23 protein-coding genes are annotated in these 21,350 nt (G+C 61.1%); 13 read left to right on the top strand and 10 right to left on the bottom strand.

Translation table 11 applies throughout. The features are described 5' to 3' along the window. Positions 1–66 precede the first annotated feature (66 nt). Both BLW50_RS08490 and BLW50_RS08485 read left to right on the top strand, forming a co-directional pair. On the top strand, positions 67–318 hold the full coding sequence (locus BLW50_RS08490) for a type II toxin-antitoxin system Phd/YefM family antitoxin (RefSeq protein WP_090708888.1): 252 nt from the start codon (positions 67–69) through the stop codon (positions 316–318). Further along, complete coding sequence (locus tag BLW50_RS08485; protein WP_090700283.1) at positions 315–698, top strand: type II toxin-antitoxin system VapC family toxin; 384 nt, start codon at positions 315–317, stop codon at positions 696–698. Before BLW50_RS08490 ends, BLW50_RS08485 begins: the two co-directional genes overlap by 4 nt. On the opposite strand, the gene BLW50_RS08480 is transcribed toward BLW50_RS08485, so the two are convergent. Next, on the bottom strand, positions 693–1,598 hold the full coding sequence (locus BLW50_RS08480; RefSeq protein WP_090700282.1) for a LysR family transcriptional regulator: 906 nt from the start codon (positions 1,596–1,598) through the stop codon (positions 693–695). The two genes, BLW50_RS08485 and BLW50_RS08480, sit on opposite strands and share 6 nt — an antisense overlap. Positions 1,599–1,747: 149 nt before the next feature. Here BLW50_RS08480 and gstA point away from each other — a divergent pair, with 149 nt between their 5' ends. From gstA to BLW50_RS08465, 3 genes are read left to right on the top strand one after another with little or no spacing between them, the layout of a single operon-like run. After that, the gene (gene gstA, locus BLW50_RS08475; RefSeq protein ID WP_090708887.1) at positions 1,748–2,374 is read left to right on the top strand and encodes a glutathione transferase GstA; all 627 of its coding nucleotides are present in this window, start codon (positions 1,748–1,750) and stop codon (positions 2,372–2,374) included. Further along, positions 2,371–3,060 (top strand): glutathione S-transferase family protein, encoded by a 690-nt coding sequence (locus tag BLW50_RS08470; RefSeq protein WP_090700279.1) that lies wholly within the window; start codon positions 2,371–2,373, stop codon positions 3,058–3,060. The genes gstA and BLW50_RS08470 overlap by 4 nt, the downstream gene beginning before the upstream one ends. Beyond that, entirely contained in the window at positions 3,060–3,389 is a 330-nt protein-coding gene (locus BLW50_RS08465) for a DMT family transporter (RefSeq protein WP_090700276.1), read from the top strand. The genes BLW50_RS08470 and BLW50_RS08465 overlap by 1 nt, the downstream gene beginning before the upstream one ends. Here the strand turns inward: BLW50_RS08465 and BLW50_RS08460 are convergent, their stop codons facing one another. After that, positions 3,390–4,004, bottom strand: a complete 615-nt coding sequence (locus BLW50_RS08460; protein WP_090700274.1) for a glutathione S-transferase family protein — start codon at positions 4,002–4,004, stop codon at positions 3,390–3,392. 137 nt (positions 4,005–4,141) lie between these two features. Between BLW50_RS08460 and BLW50_RS08455 the strand changes: the two genes are divergently transcribed. Together BLW50_RS08455 and BLW50_RS08450 are read left to right on the top strand one after the other, a co-directional pair. Continuing rightward, on the top strand, positions 4,142–5,077 hold the full coding sequence (locus BLW50_RS08455) for a MerR family transcriptional regulator (RefSeq protein ID WP_090700271.1): 936 nt from the start codon (positions 4,142–4,144) through the stop codon (positions 5,075–5,077). A 163-nt stretch (positions 5,078–5,240) separates the two neighbouring features. Then, a complete protein-coding gene (locus BLW50_RS08450) occupies positions 5,241–6,449 on the top strand; it encodes an MCT family MFS transporter (protein WP_090700267.1) in 1,209 nt (402 codons plus the stop codon). A 7-nt stretch (positions 6,450–6,456) separates the two neighbouring features. Here BLW50_RS08450 and BLW50_RS08445 read toward each other — a convergent pair whose 3' ends face one another. Then, a complete protein-coding gene (locus BLW50_RS08445; protein ID WP_090700265.1) occupies positions 6,457–6,837 on the bottom strand; it encodes a hypothetical protein in 381 nt (126 codons plus the stop codon). Positions 6,838–6,937: 100 nt separating this feature from the next. Here BLW50_RS08445 and BLW50_RS08440 point away from each other — a divergent pair, with 100 nt between their 5' ends. Together BLW50_RS08440 and BLW50_RS08435 are read left to right on the top strand one after the other, a co-directional pair. Further along, on the top strand, positions 6,938–7,507 hold the full coding sequence (locus tag BLW50_RS08440) for a DUF2975 domain-containing protein (protein WP_090700262.1): 570 nt from the start codon (positions 6,938–6,940) through the stop codon (positions 7,505–7,507). A gap of 7 nt (positions 7,508–7,514) precedes the next feature. Further along, positions 7,515–7,736, top strand: a complete 222-nt coding sequence (locus BLW50_RS08435; protein ID WP_090700259.1) for a helix-turn-helix domain-containing protein — start codon at positions 7,515–7,517, stop codon at positions 7,734–7,736. A gap of 16 nt (positions 7,737–7,752) precedes the next feature. On the opposite strand, the gene BLW50_RS30645 is transcribed toward BLW50_RS08435, so the two are convergent. The 7 genes from BLW50_RS30645 to BLW50_RS08400 form a co-directional block, all read right to left on the bottom strand. Continuing rightward, positions 7,753–8,331, bottom strand: coding sequence for an EF-hand domain-containing protein (locus BLW50_RS30645; protein ID WP_170850060.1), 579 nt, complete (start codon positions 8,329–8,331; stop codon positions 7,753–7,755). A 223-nt stretch (positions 8,332–8,554) separates the two neighbouring features. Then, complete coding sequence (locus BLW50_RS08425) at positions 8,555–9,847, bottom strand: cytochrome c (RefSeq protein WP_090700256.1); 1,293 nt, start codon at positions 9,845–9,847, stop codon at positions 8,555–8,557. Between the two features lie 4 nt (positions 9,848–9,851). Next, positions 9,852–10,385: a (2Fe-2S)-binding protein gene (locus tag BLW50_RS08420; RefSeq protein WP_210186154.1), complete on the bottom strand. Its 534-nt coding sequence runs from the start codon at positions 10,383–10,385 to the stop codon at positions 9,852–9,854. Positions 10,386–10,393: 8 nt separating this feature from the next. Next, positions 10,394–13,216, bottom strand: a complete 2,823-nt coding sequence (locus BLW50_RS08415) for a xanthine dehydrogenase family protein molybdopterin-binding subunit (RefSeq protein WP_090700249.1) — start codon at positions 13,214–13,216, stop codon at positions 10,394–10,396. 151 nt (positions 13,217–13,367) lie between these two features. After that, a complete protein-coding gene (locus BLW50_RS08410) occupies positions 13,368–13,907 on the bottom strand; it encodes an NADPH-dependent FMN reductase (RefSeq protein WP_090700247.1) in 540 nt (179 codons plus the stop codon). Positions 13,908–14,088: 181 nt separating this feature from the next. Next, complete coding sequence (locus BLW50_RS08405) at positions 14,089–15,417, bottom strand: serine hydrolase domain-containing protein (protein ID WP_170850059.1); 1,329 nt, start codon at positions 15,415–15,417, stop codon at positions 14,089–14,091. Next, the gene (locus BLW50_RS08400; protein WP_244544176.1) at positions 15,398–16,864 is read right to left on the bottom strand and encodes an alginate export family protein; all 1,467 of its coding nucleotides are present in this window, start codon (positions 16,862–16,864) and stop codon (positions 15,398–15,400) included. The genes BLW50_RS08405 and BLW50_RS08400 overlap by 20 nt, the downstream gene beginning before the upstream one ends. 244 nt (positions 16,865–17,108) lie before the next feature. Between BLW50_RS08400 and BLW50_RS08395 the strand changes: the two genes are divergently transcribed. From BLW50_RS08395 to BLW50_RS08380, 4 genes are all read left to right on the top strand, one after another. Continuing rightward, complete coding sequence (locus tag BLW50_RS08395; protein WP_090700241.1) at positions 17,109–17,498, top strand: DoxX family protein; 390 nt, start codon at positions 17,109–17,111, stop codon at positions 17,496–17,498. Positions 17,499–17,518: 20 nt separating this feature from the next. Beyond that, positions 17,519–17,908 (top strand): nuclear transport factor 2 family protein, encoded by a 390-nt coding sequence (locus tag BLW50_RS08390; protein ID WP_090700238.1) that lies wholly within the window; start codon positions 17,519–17,521, stop codon positions 17,906–17,908. Positions 17,909–17,985: 77 nt separating this feature from the next. Then, on the top strand, positions 17,986–19,611 hold the full coding sequence (locus BLW50_RS08385; protein ID WP_090708881.1) for an acyl-CoA dehydrogenase family protein: 1,626 nt from the start codon (positions 17,986–17,988) through the stop codon (positions 19,609–19,611). A gap of 197 nt (positions 19,612–19,808) precedes the next feature. Next, positions 19,809–21,350 (top strand): sensor domain-containing diguanylate cyclase, encoded by a 1,542-nt coding sequence (locus tag BLW50_RS08380; protein ID WP_170850058.1) that lies wholly within the window; start codon positions 19,809–19,811, stop codon positions 21,348–21,350.

Genomic DNA, 21,350 nt, shown 5'->3' with positions numbered 1-21,350 from the left:
TCTTGTTAAAATTGACCAATTAATGGTCTAAATTATGAGGCGTTGGAGTTTTCGCTGGAGCAGGCAATGCAGATATCCGTAAGCGACGCCAAGGGACAGTTGACCGAACTGGTTCGTCGAGCTGAGGCTGGTGACGAGGTGATTTTGACCCGGCACGGCCATGCTGCGGTGCGCCTCGTTCCCGTAACGACGGTGCCGAACAAAGAGTCGCGGCGAGCACTGCTTGAAGCTGTGCGTGCTTCTGCAAAGGCAATTGCCGGCCCGAGCGCTGCGCGCAGCCAAGACTTCCTCTATGGCGATGGTGGTCTGCCAAAATGATCGCTGTCGATACATCCGCATTAATGGCGATCGTTTTGAATGAGTCGAAAGCAGACGCTTGTATCGCAGCATTAACGACCGAAGATCGTTTGCTGATTTCTGCTGGCACGGTCGCGGAAACGCTCATCGTAGCAGCGAGACGCGATGTCGGCGATGCTATGGATCGTTTGATAGATGGGCTCGGCTTTGAAGTTGTTTCCATAACACCTGCTTCTGCTCGACGCATCGCCCAGGCTTATGAGAAGTGGGGAAAAGGCGTGCACGAGGCATCGCTCAACTTCGGCGACTGTTTCGCTTATGAAGTTGCGAAGGAACACGACTGTAAACTGCTGTACGTCAGTGACGATTTCACGCGTACAGATATCGATGCTGTCTTATAACCGCCGGCCCTCGAAGAGATCGCGCTCGCGCGCCAAGCCTTCGCCGACAAGATCGAAAAAGGCCCGCACCCGTGCCGTTTGCTTCAGGTCGGCATGGGTGACGATCCAGAGCTCGCCGGTGATCTCTGAGATCGGTGTCGCCATCGCCCGGGCAAGACCGTCCTGGCTGTCGCCGAGATAGCAAGGCAGCAAGACGAGACCGATGCCGGCCTTGGCGGCAATCGATTGATTGACCAGGCTGTTGGTGCGGTAGACGACGGAGGCCGATGGCACGTTGGCGGCCAGCCAGTCGGCCGCCGCGATCCCGACCATGCCGGTTTCCCAGCCGATGACCGCATGGTGGCCAAAATCCTCGGCGTCGCGCAGCAGCCCTCGCGTTTCGAGATAGTCCGGCGCAGCGTAGAGCGCCCAAGCCATATCGGCCAGCTTGCGGCCCCAGAGGTCGCCTTCCTTCGGTCGCACCGGCCGCAGCGCGATGTCGGCCTCGCGCCGTGACAGGCTGAGCACCCGGTTCTCGATCAGCAGCTCTACGACGATGCCCGGATGGGCCTGCCGGAAGGCGGCGAGATGGCCGGTGAGCCGGCTATAGGCGAGCGTTTCCGACGAGGTGATGCGCAATTGCCCGGAGAGGCGATGGTCGCCGCCGACGATGTCGCGATCGAGCGTCAGCGCCTCGTCCTCCATCCGCTCGGCGCCCGCCGCCATGCGCGCGCCAGCCGGCGTCGCCTGATAGACCCCGCCAGGCAGGCGCTCGAACAGGCGCACATCAAGGCCGCCTTCCAGCGCCTTGAGTCGCCGGAAAGCTGTCGAATGGTCGATAGCCAGCGTCCGGGCCGCTGCTATGAGGCTGCCGGCGCGATGCACCGCGAGCACCAATTTAAGGTCGTTCCAGTCCTCCATGCGCCAATTTTAGCAGAGCTGTCGTTTGCAGTCACGCAAGCAGGATTGGCAAAATACCAACAAGCATTGCGATAATGCCGGTTCCATATTCCCTCCGAACCGCGCTGCTCAGCGCCGCCATCGCAAGGACCGGGAAAAGGACCACCAATATGAAGCTCTACTACGCCGCCGGAACCTGTTCGCTCGCCCCGCATATCGTCGCTAATGAGGCGGACATCACGCTTGATCTCGAACGTGTCGATCTCGGCAAGATGCCGCGCCTTACCGACGGTGGCGTCGACTACGCGACGGTCAATCCCAACCTCTACGTCCCGGCGTTGCGGCTCGACGATGGCGCCATCATCACCGAGGGCGTCGCTATCATGCAATATCTGGCCGACTACGAGCCGGAGAGCAAAATCGTGCCTCCCTCCGGCACGCTGGCCCGCGTTCGGCTGGAGCAATGGCTGGTTTTCATCAGCACTGAGCTGCACAAGATGTACAGCCCGTGGCTTTTCCATCCCGAACATGGTGCACAGGCGCAGGCCGTGGCGCGCGACAAGATCGCCCAGCGTCTCGCTTATGTGGATGGACAACTGGCGACGAACGGGCCGTTTTTGCTCGGCCTGAATTTCTCGCCGGCCGACGCCTATCTCTTCACCATCGTTGGCTGGTCGCAATTCACCAAGGTCGATCTCACGGCCTTTCCCTACCTGCGCGCCCTGATGGATCGCGTCGCCGCGCGGCCATCGGTGCGCGACGCGATGCTGGCGCAGGGTTTTAAGGTGGCGGCATGAGCGGGGCGAAACTCATCCTTGTCAGCCATCACCTGTGCCCCTACGTGCAGCGTGCCGCCATCGTCCTGGCGGAGAAGGGTGTGCCTTTCGAACGGCGCATGGTCGATCTTGCCGCTAAGCCGGCGTGGTTCCTGGCGCTCTCGCCCCTTGGCAAAGTGCCATTGCTGATCGTCGAACAGGCGGATGGCAGCCAGGCCGTGCTCTTCGAAAGCACGGTCATCTGCGAATATCTCGAAGAGACCCAGCCGGGCAGGGTTTTGCATCCCGTCGACCCGCTGGAGCGCGCCCGCCATCGCGGCTGGATGGAATTCGGCTCGTCCGTTCTGTCCGACTTGTGGGGCTTCGAGACGGCGCAGGATGCGGCGACCTATGAAGCGAAGCGGCAGGCGCTGCGGGACAAATTCGCCAGCGTCGAAAATGCGCTCGGTAACGGTCCTTATTTCGCCGGCACGGCTTTCAGCATGGTCGACGCGGTCTTCGCGCCGATCTTCCGCTATTTCGATGTCTTCGACGAGATCGCCAGCACCGAGCTTTTTGATGACTTGCCGCGTGCTGGACAATGGCGTGCTGCACTGGCTGCGCGCGCGAGTGTTCAAGATGCGGTGACGAGCGAGTATCCCCAGCACCTGCGCGCCTTCCTCGTCGATCATGACGCCCATCTTCTCAAACTGGCGCGGGTGGCGTGATGACACAGAATGCCGCCTGGTTCTGGCTTGTCGTTGCGGGTCTGTGTGATGTCGCCTGGGCGATCTCAATAAAATATACGCAGGGCTATACGCGACCGGGCTGGACTGTGGTTTCGCTCCTGCTACTCGCCGCTTTCGTCTATCTCCTCGGCCGCACGCTCGACGTGTTGCCGGTGGGCACCGCCTATGCGGTGTGGACCGGCATCGGCGCCGTCGGCACCGTGCTGATGGGCGTCTGGCTGTTCGGCGAGGCGCTGCATCCGCTGCGCCTCGGCGGTGTCGCGCTGGTCATCGCCGGAATCGTCGCGTTGAAAATGTCGCCCGCCTGATCATTCCTGCTTCTGCAGCAACGCGCTTTCCTTCTCCATCACGCGCTGAAATGCCGGCCGGGTGATGCAGCGACCGAGATAGTCGGCGAGCACGGGCGTTGACGGCAGAGCCTTCAGGATGTTGATGCCGTAGTAGATGCCGCTCGCCAATTGTGTGTCGACGGCGGTGAACGTGTCGCCGATCGCGAAGGGATGGCGCGAGAGCTGTTTGTCGAGATTGGCCGTCATATCGTCGAACGAGCCGAAGGAGAAGCTGCCCGGCTGGTAGGCGATGTTCAGGGCGTGCATGGCAATGCAGGGATCGAAAACGGAATCGCAATAGACGATCCAGGTCAGGAAGGCGCTGCGCAGAGGATCGCCGGGCTTGGGCGCAAGCGCGGCTTGCGGAAAAGCCTCGGTGAGATGCAGGCAGATCGCGGCGCGTTCGGTGACGATGGTGCCATTGTGGTCGATCGCCGGCACTTTCTTGTTGGGCTGGATCGCCCGATAGCTTTCGGGGATACCGCCGGCTTGATGAATGTCCATCAGCACGGGCTCATAAGGTGCGCCGATCTCCTCAAGCAGCCAGTGGACGCCAGTCGATCGTGTGAATGGCATGAAATAGAATTTGAGCATGGCTCCCTCCTGCGTGATCCGCGATGGTCCTAGCAGTCTGCTGACGTCAGGATTTGTCAGCAGCCTTGGGGAACTGTGTCGAGCGCGCCGCGAAAGGCGCTTGACCCTCCACCTGGTGGAGACCCTAGAACAGCGCCATGAGTGAGAACAACTACACCATCGGCGAGTTGGCCAGGCTCAGCGGCGTGTCGGTGCGCAAGATCCGGTTCTATTCCGACCGGGACCTGCTGCCGCCGCGTCTGCGGACCCCGAATAATTACCGGATCTATTCCGATGACGATGTGGCTCGTCTCGATCTCATCCGGGCGCTGCGGCAGGCGGGCATCGGTCTTGATGTCATCCGCAAGCTGCTCGCCCGGCGGCTGCCGCTGCGGCAGGTTCTCGAGATGCGTCTGCAAACGCTGGAAGCGGAAATCATCGCCCAGCGCCGCATTGCCGCTACCTTGAGAGCCGCCTTGCGCACGCCGGATCCCACCGAAGCTGATCTCAGGAGACTCTGGACCATGACCCATCTTTCGCAAGCACAATTCCGTGCCTCGATCGAGCAGTTTTACGACAAGATCGCCGCTGGCGCTCATATGGACGATGCCTGGAAACGGCAGATGATCGACGCGGCCACGCCGGCGTTGCCCGACGAGCCGACGACCGCGCAGATCGACGCCTGGAACGAGATCACAGCGATGTTCTCGGATGAAGCCTTCATCGCCGAAATGAAGAGCGATACAGCCGCGATGTGGACCAAAGGGTTCGACCCTGGCGCTTATGCCAAAGCGGCCGACACGACGATCGCTGACGTGCAAGCCGCGATGGCGCGGGGCGATCGGCCTGAGGGCGAGGTAGGCCTCAAGATCGCGCGCGACTGGCTCTCTGGATCAGCGCAGGCAATGCGGCGCGCGCCCGATCAAGCCTTCATGCAATGGCACCTGGATCATTATCGCAAGAACTACGGCCGCTCGACGCGCTATCAGCAACTGATGGCCATCCTGCGCGGTGACGATCCGTCCGACGCTTTCAGCAGCGAGTGGATGTGGCTTCACTCCGCCATGGGCGTGTTGTTGCAGCGTTCCGCTTAAGGGCAGGCTGCGAAGGTTGTCACGGCATATCCAGCGACGGGTTGATCGAGCAGGGTAATCTGGCTTGCACAGGGCTGCCCTGCGCCGGCCGCTCACCTGCTGACGGATTTCTGGTTTACGGTGCGCTATCCTTCCTCAGTCGCAGCGAACCCCGTTTTCTTTCATGACCTCATCCCGTGTCTTCTACGGCTGGTTCGTCGTCGCGGCGGCCTTTGCCGTCACCTTCGTCGGTTTCGGCAGCGCCTATGCGTTCAGCGCCTTCATGGAATCCCTGCAGCGAGATTTCGGCGCCTCGCGCGGATCGGTCGCGCTCGTCTTCTCTCTGGCGGGGTTTCTCTATTTCGCGCTCGGCATCGTCAGTGGCCCATTGGCGGATCGCTGGGGCGCGCGCCGGCTGGCGGTCTTTGGCATGGTCCTGGTTGGTCTGGGGCTTATACTGGCAAGCTTCGCGCGCACCATTGTCGAGGTCTACGCCGCTTACAGTCTTGGCGTCGGTGTCGGCGTCGGCGCGGCCTATGTGCCGGCCGTCGGCGTGGTGCAGCGCTGGTTCGTGCGCCGGCGCGGCTTTGCCTCGGGCCTGGCCGTCAGCGGCATCGGTGTCGGCACGTTGGTCATGCCGCCGCTCGCGGCTTGGCTGATCGGCTCGCTCGGTTGGCGCGAGGCTTATCTTATTCTCGGCATCATCGCGCTGATTGTCGGCGTCGGCATGGCGCTGTTCATTGTCGATAATCCCAGTGATCGCGGCTTGGCGCCCGATGGCGATGCCGCGCCGCGCAACGGATCAGCCAAGACCATTGAAGGTTTCGCCGTGGCGGATGCGGTGCGCACACCGCAATTCCTCGGTCTTTACGCTGCCTGTCTCATCTGCGCCTTCGGCGTCTTCGTGCCCTTCGTCCATCTCGTGCCCTATGCGCTCGATCACGGCATCAGCCAGTCTTCGGCGGTGTTGCTCATCGGCGCCATCGGCGTCGGTAGCACGGCGGGGCGCTTTCTGCTCGGCGGCCTGGCCGATCGGATGGGCCGTCAGTCCTTTCTGCTGGCCACCTTCATCGGCATGGCGGCGACGCTGGCGATCTGGGTCTTCGCGACGGATTTCTGGGGCCTGGCGATCTTCGCGCTTTTGTTCGGCGCGGCCTATGGCGGCTGGGTCGCCATCCTGCCGGCGGTGGTGATGGATCATTTTGGCGGCCGCAATGTCAGCGGCCTGATCGGCATTCTCTACACCAGCGTTGCCTTCGGTACCTTGATCGGCCCCAGTGCCGCTGGCTTCATCTTCGATATCAACCACAGCTACCTGTTGCCGATCCTCGCCAGCGTCGCCGCCAATGTGATCGCGGCATTGGTCGCTTGGTCGGTGTCGCGGCGAGCGTGACAGGCGTTTAGCGGCTCAAGGAGCAGCCGGCGCGTTTGATCATGTCGTCGACGAGCAGGGGCGTTGCAGCCGTCTCGGCGGAATTGCCTTGGCGCGCCGCAGCCTTCAGCGCCTGATGGGCAGCCCGGTCCGTGAGCGCGAGCGGTCCTTGGCAGGTGGTGCGGGCGGCTCTGATCAAAACCCCGGTGGTTTCGCCGACGCCGGCGAGATAGGCGACAAGCACTTGCCGGGCGGTCGCTTCGTGCGGCGCCTTGTCGAGCATTTCCATTACTTGCGCGACGGAAATCTCGCCGCGCGAGGTCGATGGCGCCGCTTTGGCCGGCAAGATGGCAAGGCAGGTGAGGGCGCTGGCTGCGAGGAGGGCGGTCGCGAAAATACGAGAAGGCATTGGTCGTCTCCGATTGGCGGCGAAGACGTATGGCGAAAAAATTTTATTGTCAAACGATAATTTTTAGTTATAAATCAGAAATAATCTGATCGGAGTTGCCATGTCTGCCGAAGCTGTTTCCGACACTGTCCGTTCTCAACGCCTGGCGCGTATTCGCCGCTTGAGCCGCCTTCTCGTCACCGCCTGTACCGCCACGTCGGTCCTGCTCACTCTGGCGCTCCTGTTCTATTGGGCCACCACGCCGACGCCAGCCTTGCTGCGGGCTCAGGCAGGCGTGAACGGTGCGGATACGATTGAACTTGGCTTTGTCATCCGCGCGCTGGCTTTCCTCATTTCCATGGTGCCGCTCTCTGCTCTGATCTACGGGCTGATGAATGCGCGGCAGTGCTTTGCCGCTTTCGCCGCCGGCCATATCTTTTCGGCCGAGACGGCTGGCCGGCTGCGGAACTTCGCTGTCGCCATTATCGCCTCGGCGGTCTTGAAGCCCTTTGCCGGAGCGGCGCTTTCAGTCCTGCTGAGCTGGCACGGTTCGCCCGGCACGAAGTCGCTCGTGTTCAACGTCGGGTCGGATACGTTGCTTGGCATGATTTTCGGCGGCACCGTGGCTCTGATCGCCTGGGTGATGCGCGAGGCCATGACCATCGCCGACGAAAACGCGCAGTTCATCTGAGGCCGTCATGTCCATCAAGGTCAGGCTCAATGTCATGCTGGCGGAGCGCAACGCCAAGTCGAAGGACCTCGCCGAATATGTCGGCATCACCGAGGCCAATCTGTCATTGCTCAAACAGGGCAAGGTGAAAGGCGTGCGCTTCGAGACGCTGGAGCGCATCTGTCAGTTTCTCGACTGCCAGCCAGGCGATCTCCTGCGCTACGAAGACGACGGCGAGGGCGCGCCCTGACGTCGTCTCGGCCAGGTTAAAACCGGCCGCCGACGCCGCCCAGCGACATGCCGCCGAAACCGCCTCCGCCGCCACCGGAGCCGCCACCGCCTCGGCCGCCACGACCGCCGCTAAAGCCCGAAGGCGCGCTCTTCTGCTCCGCCGCCGTGGCGGTGGCCAGCTCGGCGCTGCTGACGCTGCAGCTGCCTTTCTTATCGTAGCGGGCAAAGAACAGGCTGCGTTGATTGACGAAAGCCTGGCGATTGAGCCGGCCCTTCGCATCAGCACCGAAAAAACCGAACTCGGCCCGTTCAAACAGGGGGCTCGACCGTTTGATGGTCTCGAACTCCCGCGCTTCGATGAAACCGTGACGTTTGACATCGGCCTGGTTGAACAGGCGGGTCAGATAGGCTTTCCACTGATCGCAGGTGTAGACGCCGCCTTGTCCGCCCCAGTCGGAGGCCGTGGTCAAGACCACGTCGCTTGGACCGCTGCCGAGCCCGCTGGAGCTGCTGCCGCCGCGCCGGTCTTGCGCGCTGGCGCTTGTTGCCAAGGCGGGCAGCACGAGCGTGGACACAGCCGCGGCAAGCATCGCCACCTTTTGAAACGTTTTCATCTGCAGTCTCCAGATCGACTTCGGGCCCATAACGCGGAGCTTGACGAAAATCGCGTCAGCCTTGTGGCATTATCCCGAAAAGATCGAGGAAACACATGACAGATCGTTAAGGCGGGGGGCGACTATAGCGTTTCACAGCTCGACGGAATCGTCGAGCGCCGTGAAGACGCGTCCAAATGAGAAGATCTAAGCAAATCACGTTTCTACCGAAACGTGATTTGCTCTAGTCGCCCTTGCGGATCGCCGCCACATCCTCCGTCTTCACATTTGGCGGCTCGCCGCCCCAGGTGGCGCGCATCCAATTGGCGAGATCGGCCATCTGGCGGTCGTCGAGGTCGTCCTTGAAGGCGGGCATGGGCTGCATGCGCTCGAGGCCGGGGAAGCGGCGGGCCGGGATGCCGTTCAGCGTCGTGTGGATCAGGTTGCGCGCGCTGGCCAGGCGCAGCGAGGCATTGGTGGCGAGCGGCACCACCACGTGGGGAATGCCCTGGCCCTCAGCGCCATGGCAGCTGGCGCAAAGGCCGAGATAGGTACCGCGCGCCGAAGTCGCCACATCGGCGGCCACCGCGATCGGTTTCGGTAGCGCGGGCGGCGTCGTTTCTTGCGGCAGGGCGTCGAGGCCAAACAGATAGGCCGACATGGCGTCGAGATCGTCCTTGGTCATGTATTGGGTCGAGAAATGGACGACCTCATACATCTGGTTGGTCATCGCGCCCTGCGCCGACAGGCCGGACTTCATGAAGCTTGCCAGCAGCTGTGGCGTGAACCCCATGCGCGTCAGCCCGTCCTTGGTGACATCGGGCGCGACCAGGCCTTCGAGCAAGGCGCCTTGCAAGTAGCGGCTCTGGCTCACACCCTGGGTGATGTTGCGCGGCGTGTGGCATTCGCCGCAATGGGCCAGCGCATCGACGAGATAGCGGCCGCGATTCCACAGGTCCGAACGGGCCGCATCCTTCGTCTGGGTGTCGCCAGACAGATTGACAAGGTTCCAGAAGGTGAGGCCCTGGCGAATATTGAAGGGGAAGGTGAGCTCATTGGCCGGATTGGCCACCTTCATCGGCGGCCGGCTCATCAGATAGGCGTAGACCGCGTCGACATCGTCGGGCGTCATCTTGCGATAGGAGGCATAGGGCATGGCCGGATAGAGATGGCGGCCACCCTTGCCGACGCCGTCGCGCACGGCGCGATGGAACTCCGCCCGGGTCCAATTGCCGATGCCATGGTCCGGATCCGACGAAATATTGGTCGAATAGATCGTACCGAACGGCGTCTTGAACGGCAGGCCACCGGCCCAGGGCGCGCCGCCCGTCGTGGTGTGGCAGGCATAGCAATCTGCCGCCACGGCGACATAGGCGCCGCGTTGCGCCAAGGTTTTCATCTGCTCGGGCGACAAGGGCTGATCGATGTCCTTGGCCACCACGCTTTTTCCAAACAGACCGAAAAAGATGCTGCCGGCGACGAGAGCGCCACAGACGACCAGCAGGACCACGGCCCACAGCAGTTTTCTTGCGCTCATGGCATTAAGCTTTCACGAGGCCGGGAGTTTTCAGGATGACGTCACGCACCGCGTCGAAATAACGGACATAACCGGTGCAGCGGCAGATGTGCTTGTCGAGCGCGTCGCTGATCGTGCGTTCGAGATCGGCGCGCCGCACGGGCTTGCGCTTCAATTCGTCCATCAGCACCGTGGCGCCTGTGACGAAGCCTGGCGTACAGTAACCGCATTGGAACGAGAAATGTTCGATGAAGGCCTGCTGCACCGGCGACAAAGCGGTGATGGCGCCGGAAGCATCGCGCGTCGCATGTCCCTCAACTGTGCGCACCTTTTTGCCGGCGAACCAATGGGCGCCGGTGATGCAGGTCCGCACTTCCCTTAAAGACCCGTCGTCGCCATCGACGATCACCGTGCAGGCATGGCAGATGCCTTGGCCGCAGCCCATGCGCGAGCCGGTGAGGTTGAGATATTCGTAGAGGAAGTCCTGCATCATCATCGTTTCAGGCACATCGACGGGATCGATGGCCTTACCGTTGACGGTCAGAGACAATTTGCGCATCGCGAGCGTCATGACAGCGCCCCCCTGATTTTGTCGGACGTGATCGGCAGGTCGTAGAAGCGCTTGCCGATGGCATGGGCGATGCCGTTGGCGATGGCCGGCACGATGGCGATCATCACCACTTCCGCTATGCCCTTGGGCGGATCACTTGACGACAGTGGGGCCAGGATTTCCGATGTCTGCGACCACACCGCCACGTCGGCCGAGTGCGGCAGTTCATAGCGATTCCAGTTCCAGGTGCCGTTGCCGGGCCCATCTTCGTAGAGCGGCAGATATTCCTTCAGCGCGTGGCCGATACCCATGGCGATGCCGCCCTGGATCTGGCCCGACACCAGTTCCGGCACCACCTGCGTGCCGCATTCCATGATCGAGTGATGCGAGAGCAGGGTGACATCGCCCGTGCCGGTGTCGATCACCAGCTCGGCCAATGTCGCCATCGGCGCGTAATAGGTGACGCCAGCGTTATTGCGCTGCGTTGGCGGATAATCGATCGAGGCGCGTTCGACGAACTGCCAGCCGGAGAGCGTCATCAGCGCTTTGTTGTCGGCGCTGGCGCCATCGCCATATTTCAACGCCAGGGCGTCGATCGGCATTTTGTGACGATTTCCGGCAATATCGAATTCCGCTTCCGCCCATTGCCAGCGGTTGAACGTATGCACGGTGACACCGGTGACGAGGCCGAGGCGATGCGCTTCCGCCGCCACCTGCTCGAAGGTGAGCGGCGGCATGCCGCCGGCATTGATCACACCACGATCGAGCCGCAGCTCCTCGCGTCGCACCGAGAAGGGCGCGATCACGCCGCCGCCGATGCCGCGCGACCACAACGATCGCGCCGCCGGCCAGATGGCGAGATCGAGCAAAGCGCGCGCCGCCTCGCGCGTCGCATGGCCGAGATAATAGACGCTGTTGGTGGCGCTCATCGGCGAGGTGAAGGTCGGCGTCCAGCGCGGGTTCTGCTTGCGCTTGTCTTCGTCCGCCTGCGACATCGTATAGGGTTCGTCGGTGGTTTCGAGCGGCATCTGTGGCCATTCGACCTTGCCGTATTCGGTCTTGTCGGGAACTTTGCCGAGAATGTCGCGCACCATGATTGCCTGCGAGGTCGTGGTGCCGGTGCCGATTTCGTGCGCCACATGGGCGAAGGTCAGCTTGCCCTTGGCGTCGAATTCCACGGTGGCAAGTGCGGCTTCCGCGCCGGTGCCATAGTCCTTCTGCACATGGCCGTAGCCGACGCCATATTTCTTGCCGGGGTTGGCGGCTTCATAGGCGGCTTTCTTCTTCGCCTTTTCCGTCCACAGCGGGTGCTGGCGCGCTTTGGCCAGAATCTCTTCATTACGCAGCGCGCCCGCGGGGATGGCGCCTTGCGTGTTCTTCATGCCCGATTTGAACACATTGCGCAGACGCAGCTCGATGGCGTCGATGCCGAGCAGTTCGGCCGCCTCATCAATCATCATTTCGGTCGCTGACATCGATTGCAGCGTGCCATAGCCGCGCGTCGATCCGGCATCGACAGCACGCGAGGCCAGCGCCGCGGCGGAGAAATCACTCTTCGGCAGATAATAGATCGACTGCGCCGCCGTCGCGCCGACGAAGGCAACCGAAGGGGAGAAATTCATCCGACCACCGCCATCGATCTTGAAATGACCAGTCATGGCGCGGAACTTGCCGGTCTTGCGGTCGATGACCAAGGCATTGTCCATCCAGAAGGCGTGGCGCTTCAGCGCCATCTGGAACTGTTCGTAACGGTCGTTGGCAAGCCGCACCGGCCGGCCGTCGCCGTAAAGCGCGGCGACGACGCAGAAGAACGGAAAGATCGAATGATCCTTGGTGCCGTAGCCCACCGTATAGCCGACCTTGAGATCGACCTTCTTCAGCGGAAATTTCGATTTCGACACCAGGGTCGCCGCCACCTCCGCCACTTCATAGGGCGATTGCGTGGCGATCATGGCATGCAGGGTGCCGGTCGAAGCCTCGTACCAGACATTGCCATTGTCCGGCTCCATCGCCGAGGCATCGACTGACTGCGAGAAATATTCGTGCTTCAGCACCAGCGTGTCGGGGCCGGCGCTGTCAATATCCTTCTTGATTTCGTCGGCCGCCGCCATGCCGCGCGCCATGGCATCGCCATCGCCTGGTTTTGGCCAGGCCGGCGCATCGCCATTGAAGCCGGCGAAGATCACCGTGTCCTTGAACGGGGAGTAACGATCTTCCGCATCCGGATTACCGCCATCGATACGCACATAGCGCGCCGCGCCATAATGCGCGGGGTGGGAATAGGGCGCCTGCGCCCCATAGCGGACCACTTTGTCGTTGAAGCGCAGCAGGCGCTTGGCAGCGTCATAGCGGGCGAAATCGCGATAGATCAGCAGCGCTACAGGCTGTCCCAGCAGGCGCGCCGTCTGCCCCTTGGGCACGAGAAAGACATCGCCATAAAAACCACCGGGCACGGGCGTGACGATCCCGTCGGCTGCAAGGTCTTCATGCAGGATCAGTTTGTCAGGTTTCAGATCGTCGCCGAGCAGCGAGAGATCGACACCTTCGAAGATCCGATCGGCTTTGGTCGCGTGCAGCAGAAAGGCATGCGATTGCTCCTTCGGCCATCCTTCGAGATCGCGCGCGCGGTAGTCTCGGGAAAAGGTCTTTTCGCCGGTGACTTTGGCGATCGCGTCAAGTCGGTATTTCGGTCGGCCGTCAGCTTTGAGCCAATCGGGTCCGGGAAGCGGCGGCGTCTCGATGAGCTGCGCCTGCGCCGAGGAGAGGAACGACACCTCGATCGCCACACCGGCCGCCACGCCGGCTTTGAGAACGTCCCGGCGCGATACATGCGTCTTCATCGTTTCCACCCCTGGAAAGATTACCGCTGTCTATGGGTCCATATGACCGAGCTGTAGTTTAGGACAGTCTTTTGAAAAGGTACAATGAAGGATCGAAGAAACGTCGGCAAGAAACGTCGGCAAGAAACGCAGGAATGATTGCGTTTTGGGCTCACGCACCGATCCAGGTGACGAATTTGTCGATGAACCCCTGCAGAAAGGCGCGCGTCGAATCGTTGGTGATATGAAAGTCGTCGCTGATCAGATCGGGCTTGTATTGCAGATAGACTTCCGGCTGCGGCATGACGTGCAGATCGAGTACCGGCAGAAGGCTGCGCAATTGCGATTGCGCGACGGCCGTTCCGGCAGCGCCACCGGATGCGCCCGTCAGGGCGGCGGGCTTGCCTTTCCAGACATTCTCCGGATAGGGGCGCGTGCCCCAGTCGAGCGCATTCTTCAGCACACCGGGAAACGAGCGGTTATATTCCGGCGTCACGATCAACACGCCATCGCTCGCGGCGATCGCTTGTCGGAAGGCCGCAGCCGGCATCGGCTTTTGCGCCAGCAGGTCCTCATTATAGTGGGGAAGGGCGCCGATATCTATATATTCGAACTGGAGTCGCCCGGTGGCGAGCCGCTCCAGAGCGTGGGCGAAGCGCTGATTAATCGATGCATGACGAAAGCTGCCGACAAGAACGGCTATCTTTTTCATGACACCCCTCCGGTATTAACCAAGCGACGGCGAGCAGAAGCGATCATCAATGATCGTGCAGCGCTTCGATCTTACAGCGCTCGTGTCCCTTGTCGAAGCTCGCCGCGATCCATCCATGGTCGACTATAGGCGAATGGCTTCACGGGTTGGTCGGGATGCGATCCAGGCCAAAAAAGCACTGTCACCGCTGCATCAGATGTTGGGCGACGGCTTCATAGGCGGGCAGGGAGGTGGGATCGTTGGCGGCATTGCCTGCCTGTGGATGCGAGGAAAAGCGCGCGATGACCATATGTGCGGTCGGGTCGACATAAATGGCTTGTCCATGGACGCCGCGTGCCATGAAGGCACCGTTCTTGTTATGGCTCACCCACCACATGCCGGCGTAGCTCCAGCCCTTGAGAAGTGAATAGCCCGCCTTTTCGAAGGCCGCCTTGTCGCCCCCGGCGCGAATGCGCGCGATGGCGGCTTCCGGCACCAGGCGTTGGCCATTGAGGACGCCGCCATTGAGGAGGAGTTGGCCGATCCGCGCCATGTCGCGCAGGCCAGCATTCAGACCGCCGCCGGCAAACGGCGTGCCGATGGAATCGACGGTGTAATAAGCGTCCTGTTCCGCGCCCATTTTGCTCCAGATACGTTCCGACAGCAAATTGGCGACAGACTTTCCGCTCACCCGCGCGATGACCCAACCCAGCGCGTCGGTGTTGATGGTTTTATAGCCGAAGGCAACGCCGTGTTCGCCTTCCTTGCGCACCGTCTGGAGATATTCGTAGTAGCTGCGCGGGCCGGAATAGCCGGCTGGCTTGGGCAGGGGATTGCCTGCTGCCGAATAGATCCAGACGTCGGCTTTCGGATCGGCATAGTCTTCGCTGTAGTGCAAGCCGGTCGTCATGTTGAGGACTTGTCTCACAGTGGCGTCGCCGAAAGCGCTGGCGGCGAGTTCGGGCACGATCGTGCCAACCTTCGCTTTTTCATCGAGCCTACCTTCCGCCACCAGCATCTCGCCCAAAAGCCCGGTGAGGGATTTCGTCACCGACATGGCGCCATGCTGGCCGGCTTGGTCGAGGCAACCGGAATAGCGTTCGTAAACGACGGTGCCGTTGTGCAAGATGACGATGCCATCGGTATAATTGGCCGCGAGCGATTGCGCCCACGTCATCGGCTTGTCGCCGCCAAGCGGCGTGAACGTCAGTGCATCGATCGCTCCGTCGATCTTGCGCGCCAGGGGCACGGGATCGCCAAGGCCGCGGCTGACTCCTATCGTCGGCATGAGTTGGCGGAAATGGCAGACCGTCCAACGCAATTTTGGGAAGCTGAAATAGTCGCCGTCAACACGGATGATCTTGTCCTCGGGCGGTGGCGAACCGACCATCCATCCAAGCCTGCTGGGGTCGGACTCGCTGGCGGAGAGCGGGGCCGTCTGTTGGGCATGGGCGCTCGTCACTAAACCGAGAACCAAACCGAGGCTCATGGCAAGGCCTGAGGACTTCACGTCAGTAACTGACAACGACATTGACGAAGCCTCCCGTCCACGGTGCCTTGGAGCCGATGATCGAGCTGATCCCTTTTCCCGGAAAGGAAATGCTGTACCCGGCCGTCAGATAGATATTGGAGCTCAGCTTGCGCGTGTACTCAAGAAAGAAATCGTCCGCGAGGTGCCGGCTGGTGACGCCGGCGACCAAACTCTCTGAAGAGCCGGTGGGGTATACACGTGTGGCCTGCCCGAATTGGATGGGGCTGTGGAGCTGGTTCGCATCGATATAAGAGTAGCGCAACGTCAACGTGTCGCGCTCGGTCGGCGTGACGCGCAAGGCGATTTGATGGGCATTGGCGTTCGAATTGATGAAAACCATCGACGATTTCGAGCCTGTCGACCAAGCACTCGGCGAGCCTTCAAAATAGAGCGGATCGAACCGTTCGAGCTTCGTGGTCGAAGGATTATCGCCTGAGAATGTCTGATACGAATAGGTCAGAACCGGCATCCAGGACAGGCTTGCGAAGGTGTAGCCGATCTGCACGCGGCCAGCCCAGGCCTGCAGGTTGATGGCGCGGTTCCATTCATAGGCGCCGTCGAAGGTGACAAACAGATTTGGCACGGTGGAAAGCGGGTTGGCGCGCCAGTAGAGATTGGCGAAGTTTAGACCATCGCGTGCGTTGTTGATAATGTTCGGTGGTCCGATGCCGCCAAGCGCTGCTTGCGGATACGGCGATTGCGAATGCAGAACGTGGCCATAGGTCAAGCCAGCATAAGTGCCCGCGTCACCATCGTAACGCAGATCGGCGCCGATGATCTTGGTGAAGCTGTTGCTGCTCGGCAGTTCATTGGGGTTGAGATAAAATGCGGTTCCTGTCCAGCCAGCATAACTGAGCCGTCCCAGCGCGGCGAATTCCCATGCCTTGCGCGGTCCGAGTTTGAGTGCGCCGCGTTCGAAGCCGCTCGTGCCGCCATTGGCGAGCAGCATGCCTGTGCCGGCTTTGAATTCGCGCGGGCCAACCGATATGTCCAAGCTCGGGCCGGCGACGGGATTGACGCGCAGACCCAGATAGCCTTCCTCCAAGGTCACGCGGCCGGTGTTGCCGGTGATGAAGGCGTCGATCCCGCGCGTGTTCGAGGCGACGCCCGAGAGCTTGCCGTAGATGCTGATATTGCTGTCCAGAGCCTTGGAGAAGCTGAGCCCGGGCTTCACATAGCTCTCGAACCATTGCTTCTTGGGATTGATGTTTGCCGCTGGCGCCGTGACCCTGGCGAGATCCCAAAAGAGATTGCGTTCGACCACTCCGTTCAGGCCAGCCTCGATATGCGCCTGTAGGCGGAAGCCGTCTTGGTTGTATAGAAGCAAGGGGTCGTCAGCGCGCGCCAGATCGGGAGCGAGCAAGGCGGCCGTCAGCCATGCAACGGAGCGGCCCAGGGGACCACAGCGCATCTGGCGCGTAACCGTATCATGCGACGCTTCCGTCATTAATCGTCTGTTCGCGGTCCTGGCGATTGGAGCTCCCGGCAAGCTGCACCGATTCTGTCGCGTATGCGACCTTCTGAGAACGTCCGAACGGCGAATTCCTCACGCTTGACCGTTGAAGCGCCCGATTTTGAGCGGATGATAGGGGATTGTCGTGTTTCCGGCCATTGTCGAGGGCTGGCAAGTCGCGCAGACTGGCAGGCGAGGGCTATTTCGGACGAAGGCTATCTGAAGAAGAGGGTATGACATGGAATTCACCTTTTTGCGCCCCTGGGCGCCGCAGCTCCTGAGCCTGCTGCGCATTTTCGCCGCCGCGTCCTTCCTGACCCATGGCCTGATGAAATACTTCAGCTGGCCGGGACCCTTTCCAGGGCAGCTGACCGCGCCTTTCTACATTGCTGGCGTGTTGGAAATCGTCGGCGGCATCTTGTTGCTCATCGGCCTGTTCTCGCGACCGGTGGCTTTCATCCTCGCCGCCCAAATGGCCGTCGCCTTCTTCGTCTATCACTTTTCGCGCAACTTTTTCCCCGTGCTCAACGGGGGCGAAGCGGCGATGCTCTTCTGCTTCATCTTCCTCTACATCACCGCCGCCGGTCCAGGCCCGTGGAGTGTCGATGCGGCGACACGGAGAGAGTAACCCAGCTTGAGGCTGCGCTGATGTCGGTGGTTGAAGCAGGTGACCGCGAGGCCGTGGTCCGGGCCGAGCGCGCGCTGGCCGAGGCTCATCTCAGCCTCGCCCTGGGTGTGATCGATGACTTGCTTCACCCCGATTATGTGATCGTTCAGCCTGGCGGAAGTGTCGAAGCCAAAGCCGAAGTTCTGGCGTCCTACCGGACGGGGACGCGCCGCTGGGACAAGGCAGGTGTGGATCAGCTCGATGTTCGGCTGTACGATGGCACGGTCGTCGTCATCGGGCGATGGCAAGCCTCCGGACAAAACGGTGCGGAGCACTTTGATTACCAGGCGCGCTTTCTCTCCGTCTGGGTGAAGCAAAATGGTCGATGGCAGAATGTCGCTTATCAATCGACCGAAATTTCCGGCGATTGATGCAGGGCAGGGCTTCTCGATGGGTTTAGCTTGATGCTGGCGCCCATCTGAGAGGCGCAATCGCGGGGGACGTGAAAGTGGCGACACGCAAGCCGATCACCGTTCTCGATACCCATGAGGTGACCAACCAGCCGCCGCCGCTGGAAGGCATCGACCTGTTCACCAGCGATTATGCGCTGGTGGATGCGGTGGCCAAGGCCGATGGCGTGCAGCATGCCGCGCGGCTGTCGGAGTTCGGGGGCCGCGCCGGATCGGCTGAGGCGATCGCCTGGGCCCGCGACGCGGAACGCTCAGCCCCGGTGCTGGAGAATTTCGATCATTATGGCCGGCGCATCGACGAGGTCAGATTTCATCCCGCCTATCACCAGCTGATGGCGCTGGGGCTCGACAATGGCATTGCCGCGTCGGCCTGGGATGGCACGCCGGCCGGCCATGTGGTGCATGCGGCGCTCAGCTTCATGCTCGGCCAAACCGATGCCGGGGTCATCTGTCCGATGACGATGACCTGCGCTTCCGTCGCAGCATTGCAGGCGGATGCTCCGATCGGCAACGAATGGGCGCGGCGCGTCCTCGCCGGCCATTATGACCCGTCCGTCCGGCCGGCCTCGGAAAAGGCCGGCGTCACCATCGGCATGGCGATGACTGAGAAGCAGGGCGGATCGGACGTGCGCGCCAACACGACCCGCGCCGAACCCATGGATGGCAACCGTGACACCTTTCGGCTGACCGGGCATAAATGGTTTTGCTCGGCGCCCATGTCCGACGCTTTTCTGACGCTGGCCTATAGCGAGCGCGGCCTGACCTGCTTCCTGGTGCCGCGCTGGCGCCCGGACGGGGAGCGCAATGCCGGCTTCCGCCTTATGCGGCTGAAGGACAAGCTCGGCGACCGTTCCAACGCCTCCTCCGAGGTTGAATATCATCACGCTTTCGCCTGGCGCATCGGCGAGGAGGGGCGTGGCATTCCAGCGATCATGCAGATGGTGCAACACACGCGGCTCGACTGCGTCATCGGTTCCGCCTCGACCATGCGGGCGGCCCTGGCGCAAGCGCTCTGGCACGCGGCTCATCGTTCGGCCTTCCAGAAACGGTTGATCGACCAGCCGGCGATGATGAGCGTTCTCGCCGATCTCGCGGTCGAAAGCGAAGCCGCGACAGCCCTGGGTTTTCGCTTAGCGGCGGCCTTCGATGCGCGCGAGCCGCTCGCTCGCTTGCTGACGCCGATCGCCAAATACTGGATCTGCAAACGCACGCCGGGCTTCGTCTATGAGGCGATGGAGTGCCTGGGCGGCGCTGGTTATGTCGAAAGCGGCCCCATGGCCCGATTGTTCCGTCAGTCGCCGTTGAACGCGATCTGGGAGGGATCGGGCAATGTCATAGCGCTCGATGTCGGGCGCGCGATGGAACGCGAGCCTGAAGCTGTCGCTGCTCTGATGGCCCTGCTGACATCGGCGCGCGGGCGTAACTCTCTTTACGATGCTGCGTTGCCGGCTCTGGATCAGACCCGATTTGACGAAGCCACCGCCCGTCATCGTGTTGAACGCATTGCTCTTCTGGCGCAGGCCGCAGTTCTGCTCGTAAGCCATAATCCCAATGCGGATGCCTTCTGCCAACTGCGGCTCGGGAACCCGTCATTGGCCTACGGCGCATCCGCTGCCAGCATCGACACACGCCCCATTCTCGATCGGGCATTCCCTGTCGTGTGAATACAAAGTCGCGATCTGTTAATTTCCCGGTGTACCGATGCGGCTTGGCAACGATACGTTAACCTCGACGCGGCGTTCGTGCTGATGAAATCGTGAGCAAGATAGCTAAATTAAGACACTCGGTGTCAACTGAGACATTCTTAATGTTTTGATTGATGACAATGTCGAATGATGCCCGGTCCCTATTAGGCGACCCAATGCTGCCGCGTAAAATCAGGGCGATCAAGCTCTTGGCTGTCATCGCGATGACAGGGCTGATCTCCTCCTTTGCGTATGTGATCTTTGACGCCAGGCGCGATGCGGAGCATGCCGCGCAGAATGCGGCGGCGAGCCTGACAACGGCCATTGCCCAGGATGTCTCGAGAAACTTCGAGCTCTATGGTCTGTCGCTACAGGGTGTCATTCACGCTCTCGAAAATCCGGCGATCGCAGAAGCGTCTCCGGAACTGCGGCAACTGGCTCTTTTCGATTATGCATCCAAGGCAAGATACCTAAATCGGATTGTCATTCTCGATGCGAACGGCCGGATGACGGCGCAATCGCAAGGCGAGACCCTGTCGAAAGAAAGCTTTGCCGATCGGGACTATTTCAAGTTCCAGCAGCGAGCGAAGGATGACAATCTCTACGTCAGCCAGCCGATTCAATCTCGGATAGATGAGGACTGGATCATCGTCATTAGCCGACGCATCTTGAAAGAAGATGGTTCGTTCAACGGCGTTGTCGCGGGCAGTATCAGCCTGGCCTATTTTCAGTCCCTTTTCATGAACTTGAATGCCAACAAGGATGATGTTTTCGCTGTCCTTAATTCCGATGGCATCCTGATCAACCGATATCCGTTCAGTCTGATGGATATAGGAAAGAATTTTGGTCAGAATGGTCTGTTGGATGCCGTTGCCAACAAGCAATTGGGCATGTTTACCGCGGTGTCTCCGATCGATGGCGTTGAACGGTTATACGCGGCGGCGCGAGTGCCGAACATTCCGCTGATCGTGACCTATGCTCTGCCAGAGGCAAGGATCTATACGGCGTGGAAGCAGAAAGCCCTGACTTTGAGCGCCATGATGCTGACCCTGTGTGGGTCCCTTGCGGCCTTGGGCATTATTCTCATTCGGGAATTTAGGCTGCGTCGCAGATTCGAAATCAAGATCGCCGCGGCGGCCGTGCGCCTCAAGGCCCTGTCGCGGATCGATCAGCTGACAAAACTTCCCAACAGACGAGCCTTCGACGAGCGCAGCACGCTCGAATGGCGGCGTGGCGCACGCGAGAGGACGTCTCTCTCCATACTCGTCATCGATGTCGATCATTTCAAACATTACAACGATCAGAATGGACATCAGTCCGGCGATGCGGCCTTGGCTGCCGTGGCGCAGTGCATCAAAAAACACATCAAACGGCCGGCGGATTTCGCAACCAGATATGGTGGCGAAGAATTTGCGGTGCTGCTGCCTTCAACGGCGCTTGAAGGGGCGGAAAAGGTCGCCGAGGACATTCGCAAGTCTGTCCTCCTCGCGCATCTTTCAAATCAGGTGAGCGAGCCCATCTCGGTGAGCATTGGTGTCACGATGGTTATGCCAACCCACGCGAGCTCCTTCCAAGAGGCATTCAAGGTGGCTGACGACGCGCTCTACCAGGCCAAGGCTGCTGGACGAAACAAAGTGGTCATTGTCGCGGCTGGAGACGCAAGCCGGGCGGAGACCTCTACGGATCAGCCCGGCCGATCCGTCGGATCGCCGGGCTAA

The organism is Beijerinckia sp. 28-YEA-48 (assembly GCF_900104955.1).
Taxonomy (GTDB): Bacteria; Pseudomonadota; Alphaproteobacteria; order Rhizobiales; family Beijerinckiaceae; genus Terripilifer.
This window is presented reverse-complemented; position numbering and strand designations above follow the sequence as displayed.

Coding starts and splice junctions, on each gene's coding strand:
- BLW50_RS08460 (WP_090700274.1), bottom strand. CDS start 4,004: ATGCTCAAATTCTATTTCATGCCATTCACACGATCGACTGGCGTCCAC.
- BLW50_RS08390 (WP_090700238.1), top strand. CDS start 17,519: ATGTCGGTGGTTGAAGCAGGTGACCGCGAGGCCGTGGTCCGGGCCGAG.
- BLW50_RS08425 (WP_090700256.1), bottom strand. CDS start 9,847: ATGAGCGCAAGAAAACTGCTGTGGGCCGTGGTCCTGCTGGTCGTCTGT.
- BLW50_RS30645 (WP_170850060.1), bottom strand. CDS start 8,331: ATGAAAACGTTTCAAAAGGTGGCGATGCTTGCCGCGGCTGTGTCCACG.
- BLW50_RS08405 (WP_170850059.1), bottom strand. CDS start 15,417: ATGTCGTTGTCAGTTACTGACGTGAAGTCCTCAGGCCTTGCCATGAGC.
- BLW50_RS08440 (WP_090700262.1), top strand. CDS start 6,938: ATGTCTGCCGAAGCTGTTTCCGACACTGTCCGTTCTCAACGCCTGGCG.
- BLW50_RS08380 (WP_170850058.1), top strand. CDS start 19,809: ATGCTGCCGCGTAAAATCAGGGCGATCAAGCTCTTGGCTGTCATCGCG.
- BLW50_RS08480 (WP_090700282.1), bottom strand. CDS start 1,598: ATGGAGGACTGGAACGACCTTAAATTGGTGCTCGCGGTGCATCGCGCC.
- BLW50_RS08395 (WP_090700241.1), top strand. CDS start 17,109: ATGGAATTCACCTTTTTGCGCCCCTGGGCGCCGCAGCTCCTGAGCCTG.
- BLW50_RS08490 (WP_090708888.1), top strand. CDS start 67: ATGCAGATATCCGTAAGCGACGCCAAGGGACAGTTGACCGAACTGGTT.
- BLW50_RS08450 (WP_090700267.1), top strand. CDS start 5,241: ATGACCTCATCCCGTGTCTTCTACGGCTGGTTCGTCGTCGCGGCGGCC.
- BLW50_RS08410 (WP_090700247.1), bottom strand. CDS start 13,907: ATGAAAAAGATAGCCGTTCTTGTCGGCAGCTTTCGTCATGCATCGATT.
- BLW50_RS08485 (WP_090700283.1), top strand. CDS start 315: ATGATCGCTGTCGATACATCCGCATTAATGGCGATCGTTTTGAATGAG.
- BLW50_RS08455 (WP_090700271.1), top strand. CDS start 4,142: ATGAGTGAGAACAACTACACCATCGGCGAGTTGGCCAGGCTCAGCGGC.
- BLW50_RS08420 (WP_210186154.1), bottom strand. CDS start 10,385: ATGCGCAAATTGTCTCTGACCGTCAACGGTAAGGCCATCGATCCCGTC.
- BLW50_RS08435 (WP_090700259.1), top strand. CDS start 7,515: ATGTCCATCAAGGTCAGGCTCAATGTCATGCTGGCGGAGCGCAACGCC.
- BLW50_RS08415 (WP_090700249.1), bottom strand. CDS start 13,216: ATGAAGACGCATGTATCGCGCCGGGACGTTCTCAAAGCCGGCGTGGCG.
- gstA (WP_090708887.1), top strand. CDS start 1,748: ATGAAGCTCTACTACGCCGCCGGAACCTGTTCGCTCGCCCCGCATATC.
- BLW50_RS08445 (WP_090700265.1), bottom strand. CDS start 6,837: ATGCCTTCTCGTATTTTCGCGACCGCCCTCCTCGCAGCCAGCGCCCTC.
- BLW50_RS08400 (WP_244544176.1), bottom strand. CDS start 16,864: ATGACGGAAGCGTCGCATGATACGGTTACGCGCCAGATGCGCTGTGGT.
- BLW50_RS08465 (WP_090700276.1), top strand. CDS start 3,060: ATGACACAGAATGCCGCCTGGTTCTGGCTTGTCGTTGCGGGTCTGTGT.
- BLW50_RS08470 (WP_090700279.1), top strand. CDS start 2,371: ATGAGCGGGGCGAAACTCATCCTTGTCAGCCATCACCTGTGCCCCTAC.